This window comes from Photobacterium galatheae (genome assembly GCF_000695255.1).
In the GTDB taxonomy this organism is placed as follows: domain Bacteria; phylum Pseudomonadota; class Gammaproteobacteria; order Enterobacterales; family Vibrionaceae; genus Photobacterium; species Photobacterium galatheae.
In genome coordinates, this window is the sequence record NZ_JMIB01000018.1 from 22,192 (window position 1) to 35,223 (window position 13,032).

Sequence of the window (13,032 nt, forward strand, 5' to 3'; positions counted from 1 at the left end):
GGTGATAAGTTGCAGGAAGCGGATATGAGCCTAATTGAGTTATTGAGTGCATTAAAAGCGGCGGGATGTAAATTAGAAGCAGAGGGTAGCCAGTTACGGGTCAGAGGAAAATTACCGGCTGAACTCCGTGATGACGTTGTTGCCCATAAGCCCGAATTGCTTGCTTTGCTGGGGGGCGGACGTCAACCCGTCCTGACCGCCGGTGCCCGTGCGGATCAGACCTTGTTTGAGGTGCATAACGGTCAACGCGGCTTGTGGTTTATCAGTCAGCAGGATGGTGCTGAGGCGGCGTATGTTGAACCCGGCTACCGCTATTACCTGACCGGGGAATTGAATCTTCCCGCGTTAGAGAAGGCATTTTCTGCATTGGTCGAACGTCATGAAATCATCCGGACGACTTATCACTTTCAGGATAATCAGCTTTGGCAGCGGATTGAACCGGCTGCCGGGCTGAAGATTCAGGTCGATGACCTGCGGGGACAGACGCCCGAACAGCAACAAGCACAAGAACAGGTGATTCTGGATGCAGAATCACGTCAGCCTTTTGATTTGGCCCGGGATCTGATGCTCCGGGTGAGACTGGTCCGTTTCAGTGATGATGAATATCTGCTGATGATGGTCATGCATCATATTGCGATGGATGGCTGGTCGTGGCGAGTCCTGACGCGTGAACTGGAAACGGCATACAATGCATTTGCTCAGAATCATCCGCTGGCGTTACCACCTGTGGCATTTCAGTACAGTGATTATGTCGCCTGGCGCCAAAAAGTGCAGTTTGAGCAGGAGATTGCCCCGTCGCTGGCATACTGGCAGCAGCAATTGGCCGGTGCGCCGGAGTTACACCGGCTGTCACTGGATTTTCCGCGTGCCCCGACGATGTCATACCGCTGCGAGACCCATTCGCTGACCCTTTCACCGGCACAGACTCAGGCACTGCACAAACTGGCGCGTGACCATGATGTCACCTTATTCACGGTGCTCCATGCCGTACTCGCGGTGGTGCTGTCCCGTTACAGCGGTGAAAAAGACATCGTCGTCGGTTCGCCGTTCTCCGGCCGGAATCACGTTGAGTTTGAAGCCATGGTCGGTTTCTTTGTGAATACGCTGGCCCTGAGAATGCGATGGGAAGGTGACCCGACATTTGCGGCGTGGCTCCAGTCGGCGAATCAAATCATTAAAGCCGCGGATCAGCATCAGAACTTGCCGTTTGATGTGTTAGTGGATGCCCTTCAGGTCGATCGCAGTAATGCTTATGCCCCTGTCTTTCAGATCATGCTGGTCCTGTTAAATATGGACACGCCGACGCTGCATCTGAACAGGATGACCCAACAGGCGATTCAGCAGCCTTGTTATTCGCATACGAAATACGATCTGTCGCTGATTTGTTTCGAGGATGAACAAGGACTCACGCTCAACTTTGAATACAACACGGCATTGTTCAGGCAGGAAACGGTTGCTCAGCTTGCAGAACATCTGGCGCATGCTTTTGATTCCGTCAGCAGGAATGCTTTTCAGCCTCTCTCGAAGATGAACCTGTTTAGTCCGGAGGCACAGGCTAAGCTGATCCGTGGTGCGCAATCGGCGTCTGAGCCGAACCTGCCCTGGTGTGTGCATCAGAAGTTTGAACGTCTGGTTGCACACACACCGGATAAAACGGCCATCAAAGATAAAGATCAGACCCTGACTTACCGGGCGCTGAATGGTTTGGCAAACAAGCTTGCCCGTCAGCTCGTGGCGAAGGGCGCCGGACCTGAAATTCCGGTCGGCATTTGTCTGGACCGCTCACCATCCGTGGTTATCGCGATTATGGCAACGCTGAAAACCGGTGGCTACTATGTTGCGATTGACCCGCGTTATCCTGTAGAGCGTCAGCAGTTTATTCTGGAAGATTCAGGATGTCAGATGGTTCTGACAGAAGCTGATGATGCAGCGAATTTTACGTCGACTGGTTGTGCATTGCTGACGACCGACGACTGGCAATTGGATAGTGCAGAATTTTCTGAAGAAAATCTGGATGTTGCCTGTGATCCATCCCAATTATCACATCTGATTTATACCTCGGGTTCTACAGGCCAGCCGAAAGGCGTCATGGCTGAGCACCGGAATGTTGCTGCCTTCTTAGACTGGATGGCACAGGCATTTTCGGCGGATGAACTCAGTCAGGTTCTGTTCAGTACATCGCTTGGGTTTGACCCTTCCGTTTTTGAAATTTGGGCACCGTTACTCAATCAAGGCACGATCGTGCTGGCCGACGGTATTCTGGATTTGGTTGAACGGGATGATCTTTTCCCGTCCTTAATCAATACCGTTCCGAGCGCGCTGGAAGCACTGATTACGGCGCAGGCGATACCGGATTCGGTACAGACACTGATTGTGGGCGGTGAGCCGCTGTCTAAAAAACGTGTGAACAATATCTTTCAGACCTCTCAGATCCGTCGTATTTATAACCTGTACGGTCCGACGGAGGACACGATTTACTCTACTTATTCACTCATTGAAGGTGAGTTGGATGTGGAGCCGGTGATTGGGCGGCCTGTCAATGATACGCGGGCTTACGTACTCGACGCACAGTTATCTTTTGTGCCTGAAGGGGCTGTGGGTGAACTTTACCTCTCAGGACGGGGAGTCAGCCGGGGGTACCTGAACCGACCTGATCTGACGGAAGCGCATTTCCTGGAGAACCCGTATGCAGCACCCGGTTATGAACGTTTATATAAAACCGGCGATCTGGTGTGCTGGAAAAACGGGGAACTGGTTTTTCACGGGCGTCGTGACAATCAGGTGAAAGTCAGAGGCTTCCGGATTGAACTGGGAGAGATTGAAGCCGCGATGGCCGGGATCGATTTAATCCGCAATCAGGCCGTTTTTGTCGATGAGCAGCATGGCGGGGGGCTCATTGCTTATATTCTGCTGGCGGAGTCGATGGATGAAGCGGATGCTTTAGTACAAATCCGGACGGCGCTGTCGAAGCAGCTACCGGATTATATGATTCCTGCACAGATTCATGTGCTTGAATCGATGCCGAGAACCAGCAGCGGTAAAGTGGATCGCCAGGCATTAAAAGCCATGCAGCGCCATATTCAGGCGGAAGCTGAACATGCACTGATCGGGCCGCGTTTTCTGTTAGAACAGCAGTTACTTGAGCTTTGGTGCTCGGTATTACCTGAGCAGCACATCGGCATTCACAGTAATTTCTTTAAAGTGGGCGGCGACTCCATCCGTGCCATTCAGCTCGTCGGGAAGGCCCGTAAGGCCGGACTGAATCTGAGTTCGAAGTTTATTTTCGAGCATCAGACCATTGAAGAGCAGGCCGGCTCTGTCGGAAAAATTGAAGACAATGCTCAGGATGACCATGCGTCTGAAAAAGCGGTACAACACGCTGACATTCAGCCGGACCGCTATCCATTAACACCCACTCAGCACGGGATGCTGTTCCATTCCATCGCGAATCCTGACGCGCCTGTCTATCACAATGTGCTGGTGTTCCGGTTCAGACAGCTTGACGAGAACCGGCTGAAAGCATGCTGGCATACGCTGGTAAAACGCCATGATATTTTACGGACAACCTTTGTGGGGTTAGACAGTGAGGCGGCGCATCAGGTTGTTCACTGTGAGGGTGCCATCGAGTGGCAGGTGCTGGACTGGCGGGATGAGCCGCAGCCTCAGTTACAGTCGTGGATCGAACAGATCAGAGCATTGCCTTTTGCGCTGGATACGACACCGGTTCTTCGTTTTACCCTGATCCGAATTTCAGAAGATGAATGGCAATTTGTCTGGAAACTTCATCACAGCTTGTTTGACGGCTGGAGTATCCGGCTGTTACTGGATGAACTCAGAGCGCTGTATCAACATCAGGCGCTTTCTGAGCCTGAGCCTGAGCCTGAGCCTGAGCCGGTCCCGTTCCGTCAGTATGTGGCCTGGCAAAACGGACAGGATCAGACGGCTGCGAAGGATTACTGGCGGACCCGCCTGGCTGGGATGACTGAACCGGGACGTCTGTTTGCAAAAAATACCCGGGTGAGCCCGCCATCAGGATCCGGAAACATCGTGAACTTATCGGTTCAGACCGACACACAATTCACGCAGGCCCTGAAAGATTTTGCGGCGCACCATGCGCTGACTCAGAATGTGGTTTTGCAGGCTGCATGGGGCATCGTGGTCAGTAAATACAGCCACAGCGACGACATTCTTTTTGGTCAGACGGTCTCCGGGAGAACGGCTGACGTTGAAGGGATCGAAACGATCGTCGGCCCGTGTCTGACGACTGTGCCCACACGTCTGACACTTCCGGCAACAGAACAATCCCTGTCTGACTGGCTGAAAGAAACGCAACAGCACCTGCGGCAGGATGAAGAACACAGTGCTATCGGCTTGCGGGAGATTCAGTCGTGCAGCATCGTGGATATTGCACGGTTTGACAGTCTGCTGGTATTTGAAAACTTTTCTTTCGGTCAGACGGAACAGTACAGTACCGATCCGGACGCGCTGATCATGGCTGACATTCAGGCGCTGGAACAGAATAACTATCCGATCAGTCTCATTATTTTGCCGGGTGAAACGCTGGCAATTCATCTGGATGTCGATGCTGACTATTTGCCGGTGCATCAGGCTGAAGCATTATTGCATCAGTTTGTGTCTTTAATCCGGAATATGATCCGGGATGGCGAGCAACCGGTGTCGGTGTTGTCGCTGCTCAGCGAAGATGACGCGGATCTTGCGGTCCGCTATGAGATAACGCCAGAAACCTCTGCCGGGGTTCACGGGTGTATTCACCAACAGTTCGAACACATGGCTGCGGAGCAACCGGATCGGATTGCGCTGGTTCATGAAGGGGAGACACTCAGTTATCAGGCTCTGAACCGGCGGGCCAACCGGCTGGCCCGGACGCTGATTCAGGCGGGTGTGACACCGGATCAGCTCGTGGGGCTCCATGCGTCGCGTTCGTTTGATCTGGTGGTCGGGATTCTCGGCATTCTGAAAGCCGGTGGCGCTTACGTGCCGCTGGATCCGAATTATCCTGAACAGCGGCGCCAGTTGATTGCGCAGGATGCGCAGTTAGCCTGGATTGTCTCTGACCGTGAGCTTGTGATTGCCCCTGAGACGGGTATGCAGGCACAAGTGATTCCGATCGCTCAGGATGAGGCGGATGCAGACGATGACCTGAACCCTGTGGTTGCATCACTGGGATCTTCAAATTTGGCCTATGTGATTTACACCTCCGGCTCGACCGGTCAGCCGAAAGGGGTGATGGTGGAGCATCGTCATGTGGTGCGGCTGTTTACGGCAGCAGACCAGCATTTCTCGTTCGGTCAGCAGGATGTCTGGACACTGTTCCACTCATACGCATTCGACTTCTCGGTCTGGGAACTGTGGGGGGCGCTGGCATACGGTGGCCGGTTGGTCATAGTCAGTTACGAGCAGAGCCGCTCCCCGGCCATGTTCCTGGATCTGATTTGCCGGCAGGGCGTGACAGTGCTGAACCAGACGCCATCTGCGTTTTATCATCTGAGCAAAGCCGCGGTGTCTCAAGGGCGGAAAACAGCTTTACGTTATGTGATTTTTGGCGGTGAAGCGCTGGATATCAGCGCTCTGAAAGCATGGTTTGACTGTTACGGTGACACCCAGCCGTTACTGGTCAACATGTATGGCATTACTGAAACCACGGTGCATGTGACGTATCAGGCCATCCGCCGTGAGCATTGTGATCAGCCAAGCAGTGTGATCGGGAAACCTTTACCGGATCTCTCTGCGTATGTTTGCGATGCGCATCTGAATCTTTTACCGGATGGTGTGCCGGGCGAACTGATCGTCGGCGGAGAAGGGGTGACCCGCGGGTATTTACACCGTCCGGAACTGACCGACACCCGTTTTATCGATCATCCTTCTCTGGCTCGCGGGGGCCGCATGTATCGCAGCGGCGATCTGGTCCGGCGTCTGGCTGACGGAAATCTGGAATATCTGGGCCGGATCGATCAGCAGGTGAAGATCCGGGGATTCCGGATAGAACTGGGCGAAATCGAATCTGTCTTACGTCAGAGTGATCAGGTCCGGCAAGCCGCGGTTCTGGCGGTCAGCACGGGTCAAGGCCATCAACGCTTAGTCGCCTTTGTCGAAGTCGAGTCCGCATGGGCATCTGCCTTTGACTCTGACGCTCTGCGTCAGTCTTTGTCTGAACAAATGCCGGATTATATGGTGCCATCGGTGATCCATCCGGTTGAAGCGATTCCGCTGACCCGTAATGGGAAGGTGGATCAGCAGGCATTACGGTCGCTGGACACCGAGCAGATCCAGCGTGTTGTGACGCCGCCTCAGACCCCGCAGGAGCATGTGTTCGCTGAGGTTGCTCAGCAGGTACTCGGCCTGAATGACGTCAGTATGACGGACAGTTTCTTTGCGGTCGGCGGTGATTCGATTATCGCACTTCAGCTGATTGGACGACTGGCGGAAAACGGTTACCGAATTACGGTGAGCGAACTCTTCCAGGCCAATCATTTCGCGGCGATTGCTCAGTCCATGCAAGCCTCGGCACAGCAGGTAAGTACGCCAGCCTATCGCCCGTTCTCGTTGCTGAAACCGGGCCGGAAACCCGATGTCCTGACGGCACGAACCGATGTGACGGATGCCTATCCGGCTTCGGCCATGCAGGAAGGGATGCTCTATCAGCGTCTGATGGAGACGCAATCCGATCTGTATCACGATGTGTTTGCTTTCCGGCTGTCTTTAGCCTGGCAGTCGGAAGCCTTCCGCGATGCGTTGCAGGCGATGGTTGAACGCCATGAATTGCTGAGAACCGGATTCTGGCTGGATCCGGATGATGGTCAGTTCATTCAGTTTGTTTATGGTCACGCGGAGCCTGCCGTTCAGGTCACGGACTGGCGGCATCTGGCGCAGGAAGACATTCAGCCTGCGATTGATCAGGTTATTCTCCGGGAACGGAGCGAGCCGCTTGATTACACTGGCAAGACGATGATCCGGGTCGGGGTGTACCTGCTCCATGACGAGACGTTCGCTTTTACACTGACGGTTTCGCATGCCGTGCTCGATGGCTGGAGTGTGTCCAGACTGAACACAGAACTCTGTCAGATCTATCACGCCCGTCTCCATCAGCAGCCCTGGACGTGGCAGGAACAGCCTTTACCTTATCGCCTGTTTATTCAGCAGGAGCTTGATTGCCGTCAGGACAGCAATGCCCGGCAGTTCTGGCAGGATACGCTGGCTGAGGCGTCTGTGACGCAACTGCCTGCGGCGAGTGAGGCGGAAGGGAAAGCAAGCCATATCAGCCATGCGCTCACGGCGTTTCTGCCATCACTGCAACAACTCGCGAATCAGATGCAGGTGCCGTTGCAGCATGTGTTGCTGGCAGGGCACTTCAAAGTGCTGTCTCTGATGACGGGTGAAACCGATGTGCTGAGTTGCGTGGTGAGTCATAGCCGCCCTGCCATGTCAGGCAGTGAGAAAAGTCTGGGACTGTTCCTGAATACGCTCCCGTTGCGTCACCAGATCACGCACGGCAACTGGCAGTCGCTGATCCGGGACGTCAGTACGATGGCAAATCACTGTGCAGCCCATCGTTTATATCCGATTGCGGATATCCAGCAATGTTCGGGGCTGCAACTGGATCAGGTGCTCTTTAATTTCATTCAGTTCCACAGTTATGACGAGCTGGCAGCACACAGTGATATCCGTTTGTCTTATCTGGCGAAATATGAAGCGTCAGCGTTTGCCTGGGTGTCGCAGTTTATGCTGCTGGGAGGCGATGCGCTGGTTCTGGAATTGCAATTTGGTGCGCATGAGCGCAATCACCAGTACGCCCGGGCACTCACAGCCTGTTATGAGCGTGTGTTCAGCCAGATGACCGCGCATCCGCAGGCCGGTCATCCCTCGGTGTACGATGCGGAAGGATGCCGCCAGCAACAGCAACTGCTCTGTGGCGGCGCAGATGAAAACGGTCTGCAACAGGGGTTGTTGGCACTGCCTCAGATGATTGAGCAGCAGGTCCTTCGTTCTGCGACGCAGGTTGCCGTGGTTTCCGGTCAGCAACACCTGACTTATCAGGCGCTGAATCAGCGGGCGAACAGGCTTGCACATCATTTGCGCGCTTTGGGCGTGGGCCATGGCGATCGGGTGGGGATTTTGCTGGATCGCTCCGTGGATACACTGGTCGCGCTGCTGGGTGTGATGAAAGCCGGTGCCGCCTATGTGCCGTTAGATCCGGCTTTCCCGGAAGAACGTCTGTCCGGTGTGCTGGAAGATGCTGCGTGTGCCTTGGTGATCACCTGTCAGGCGGTCAGCCGGACGCTTCAGCCGCTCCTGAACGGCATTGAGACTCGGGTCTGCCTGCTGGACGGACTCTGGCAGCAACCTGTCATTGCCGGTCATGACATGAACCCGGATATTGCCATTGCCGGAGACAGTGCCGCGTATGTGATTTACACCTCGGGTTCGACCGGGAAGCCGAAAGGGGTTGTGATTGAACACGGCGCGCTGAGCAACTTCATTTCAGCCGTCAAAGCCCGGTATGACGTTCAGGACACGGATCATACGCTGGCACTGACGACGATTTCATTTGATATCGCAATTCTTGAGCTGTTTTTACCGCTCATCAGCGGGGCAACCTGTGTGCTGGCGACCCGTGAAGAACGATTGCAGGGCAGAGCGGTTCAGGCACTGATCGAACAGCATGAGATTCGTCTGATGCAGGCAACCCCGACCGGCTACCAGTTCTTACTGGACAGCGGGCGGTGGTCCGGTCAGCCCGGCCTGAACTTATTATGCGGTGGTGAAGCCCTGCCGGTATCACTGGCAGAGAAACTGCTGTCGACCGGCGGGCGTCTATGGAACCAGTATGGTCCGACTGAAGCTACGGTGTGGGTCACGGCTGCCGAGGTCACTCAGGAAGATCTTGGCAGTGAGAATGGCTATGTGCCGATTTCCGGCTGGCTGGCGAATTGTGCTGCGGTTGTGCTGAATGCTTTGGGCGAGGTCGTTCCGGTGGGAGTTGCGGGTGAGCTTTATCTGTCTGGCCCGTGCCTTGCCAGAGGCTATCACAAGCGTCCGTCACTCACGGAGGCCGTTTTTACTGAATTCAGCCTGCCGGGCTGTCCGGACCGGAGATGGTATAAAACCGGCGACCGGGTACGGCTGGAGCACACCGGCAAGCTGACTTACCTGAGCCGTTTGGATCATCAGGTCAAAATTCGTGGTCACCGTATTGAACTGGGTGAAATCGAGTCGGTCATCAATCGCTATCCGGGCATTCAGGCCAGTACTGTGATTGCCGATGGTGTCGACGCTCATCAGCAGTTGCTGGCATATATTGTTGCGAACGATAGTGAAACAGATACCGACACAGATGCAGCTGCGTATACAGAGCAACTGAGCGCATTTCTGAAAGCGCAGCTCCCGGATTATATGTTGCCTGCGGTGATTCACCGGCTGACGCAAATGCCGCTGACACCAAACGGCAAAGTCGACCGGAAAAAGCTGCCCCGGCCAGCGCCATCCGGCCAGCCGACAGCGGCTGTGTCTTATGAAACGGAAGTGGCGCGTCAGCTGGCAATGATCTGGCAGGACGTCCTCGGACTCAGCGCCTCGCCTGCCCCGGAAAGCGATTTCTTTCAACTGGGCGGACACTCGCTGTTGGTGATGCGGATGGTGGTGAAAGTCCGGGCGAAATTCGGCGTTGAACTGCCGCTGACGGCCGTCTTCCAGCATCGGATACTGAAGGCGATTGCCGCTGAAATCCAGCGCAGCGGCCTGAGTGTGAGACCGGCACTGGTGAAGGCGGATGCTTCGTTGCCGCGCCTGCCGAGTTATGCGCAGCAACGAATGTGGTTCATCGAACAGCTCCCGAACGGGAAGGGTGTGTATAACATGCCTGCACAATTTCATCTGTCCGGTGATCTGGATGCTGAACGCCTTGAACAGGCAATGACGGCTCTGGTTGAACGGTTTAGCGCACTCCGTTCAGTGTTTGTGTCCGGGGATGACGAACCTGTGATGGCGGTTCTGCCTGCCGGTGACTTCACGTTGCAGACGGAAGACTTGTCACACCTGACGGCACCGGAACAGGCGGCGGCATGCCGGCAGCATCAGCAGGATATGGCTGCCCGGCCGTTTGATTTGTCTCAGGACTACATGCTGCGTGCACGGCTGCTGAGACTGGGCGATGAACAATATCAGTTGCTGCTGACCATGCACCACGCAGCCTCGGACGGCTGGTCCTGGGGGATATTCCTCGATGAGCTCAGTCAGGCGTATAACCAGACATCCGGGCAGGTTCAGCCTTTGCCGGAACTGCCTTATGACATGGCTGACTTTGCTGCGGTGCAGCGGACATGGCTGGCCCGCGAACAAGATGAACTTCAGGCATTCTGGGCAGAGTATCTGACGGGCATTCCGGCGTTACATTCTTTGCCGACCGATTATCCGCGGCCGGTGGTACAGGATTTTCATGGCAGATATCACCACTTCAGGCTTTCGGCTGCGCTGACTGAGAAGCTCAGTGCGGTCTGTGAGGCGCAGAACGTCACGCTGTTTATGTTGCTGCAAACCGCGTTCAGTGTGTTGCTCAGCCGCTACAGCGGCGAGAAGGACATTGTGATGGGAACGCCGGTGGCGGGCAGGGATTACGCTGAACTGGAGCATCAGATTGGTCTGTTCGTCAATACACTGGTGGTCCGGACCGATTTGTCGGATGACCCGACGATGGCGCAGTTACTGAAGGATGCCCGGGAGAACATCACGGCTTCAATGGCCTATCAGGATGTGCCGTTTGAATGGCTGGTGGATATGCTGCGTCCGGAACGGAGTACGTCACATACGCCGTTGTTCCAGGTGCTGTTTGCGTTGCAGTCGATGCGTGCAGACACTCTGTCGCTGAACGGGGTTCAGTCTCAGATGTCCATGCCGGAAGAAGGTACAGCCCGGTTTGACCTCAGCCTGTACTGTCAGGAAGAAAATGGTGAAATCGGTGCATTCTTCGAGTATGCCACCGCACTGTTTTCGGAAGCCACGATTGCCGGGATGGCAGAGCAGTATGAAACCCTGCTGTGGCATGTGGTGACGTCGGTTGATGCGCCGGTTTCCACATTGGCTTTACTGAGTGACAGCCAGAAACAAGCCATGCTCACGCAGTGGAATCAGACCGGGAAAAACTACGATACCTCGATGCTGATCCATCAATGGTTTGAGATGCAGGCGGCCCGCCAGCCACACACGGTTGCACTGGTTTTCGGGGATCAGCACCTGACTTATGAAGCCCTGAATCAGCGGGCGAACCAGCTGGCCCATTATCTGCTGTCGCAGGTTCCCGATGCCGGACCGGATACGCTGGTGGGTGTGTGTCTGCATCGCAGTCTCGATATGGTGATCAGTTTACTGGCAATTCTGAAAGCAGGCATGGCCTATGTGCCGGTTGATCCGGGATACCCGCAAGCCAGAATCCGCTACATGCTGGATGACGCGCAGGTGCCGCTGGTTCTGACACAGGCCGGTATTTTGGAGAATGCTTCTGACCGTGCGGTTCTGCTGGATTCTGAAGCCGTCACTGATGCACTCAGTCAGCTTCCACAAAGCAATCCTGCCGTCGACGTGCATGCAGACGATCTGGCATACGTGATTTATACCTCAGGCTCAACCGGCAACCCCAAAGGGGTCATGGTGGAACACGGGGCAATCCTGAACCGGCTGCTGTGGATGCAGGATGCCTATACGTTGTCAGCACAGGACAGCATTCTGCAAAAAACACCATTCAGTTTTGATGTGTCAGTCTGGGAGTTCTTCTGGCCGCTGATGGTTGGCGCCAGACTCGTGGTGGCCAAGCCGGGCGGACATCAGGACAGCGCTTATCTGGCTGAACTGATGATTCGTGAAGATATCTCGGTTGTGCATTTTGTGCCTTCAATGTTGCAGCTTTTTGTCGAAGAACCGGCACTGACACGTTGTCAGTCACTCCGCTATGTGTTCTGCAGCGGCGAAGCCCTGCCATTTGAGTTGCAGCAGCGTTTTTATGCCAGACATCAGACCGCTGAGTTACACAATCTTTACGGCCCGACGGAAGCGGCTGTCGATGTGACATGGTGGGCGTGTCAGCGCACGGGGACTCAGACGCGGGTACCGATTGGCAGACCGATCGCCAATATGCAGACCGTGGTGCTGGATGCGCAGCGCAATCCGGTGCCTGTCAATGTTCCGGGTGAGCTGTATCTGGGTGGCGTGGGTCTTGCCCGCGGATATCTGAACAAGCCGGAACTGACCGACGCTGCCTTTATCGCCAATCCTTTCAACATGACTGACCGCAGCCCGACTGATCGCAGCCCGACTGACAGGCTTTATCAAACCGGTGACAAAGTGCGCTGGCTGCCGGATGGCTCGCTGGAATATCTGGGACGCCTGGATCATCAGATTAAGCTGCGGGGTATCCGGATTGAACTGGGTGAAATCGAATCTGCGCTCGGTCAGATGGCCAGTATCCGGGAGTCTGTGGTGTTGCTGGATGAGTCGCTGAGCAGTCCGGCGCTGGTGGCCTATCTGGTGCCGAGCCATGGCGAGGAACTGATGGCTGATGCGGTCAGAACTTTTCTGCGTGCCCGCCTGCCGGAGCATCTGGTTCCGGCGTATATCACTGTGATTGAGCACATGCCGCTGACGCCGAACGGCAAGCTGGACAGGAAAGCACTTCCGAAACCTGTGGTTCAGGAGCAAACCGCATTCCGTCCGGCGCAGACGGACACGGAAGCCTGGCTGTCGGCACAATGGGAAAGCCTGCTTTCGCTGAATTGCAGTACGGACCAGAACTTTTTTGAAGCGGGCGGGAATTCGTTACTGGCGCTCAGACTGATCAACCAGATTAAACAACGCTGTCCCGGACTGCCGTTGTCTGTTCAGACCATTTTTGAGCACCAGACCATTGCACGCCTCGGATCCGTGATTGATACCTTACTGGCTGAACTGGGGGGAGACATCGTGGTGATGCCGGATTCGGATTTAGACGGGGTCGATGATCTCATAGTTATGGACGAGGAGATTTAA

General features: G+C 55.1%; 1 protein-coding gene. It reads left to right on the forward strand.

What is annotated here, in order from left to right; genetic code table 11:
- Nucleotides 1-24 precede the first annotated feature (24 nt).
- Entirely contained in the window at nucleotides 25-13,032 is a 13,008-nt protein-coding gene (locus EA58_RS09200; protein ID WP_036751658.1) for a non-ribosomal peptide synthetase, read from the forward strand.

Coding starts and splice junctions, on each gene's coding strand:
- EA58_RS09200 (WP_036751658.1), top strand. CDS start 25: ATGAGCCTAATTGAGTTATTGAGTGCATTAAAAGCGGCGGGATGTAAA.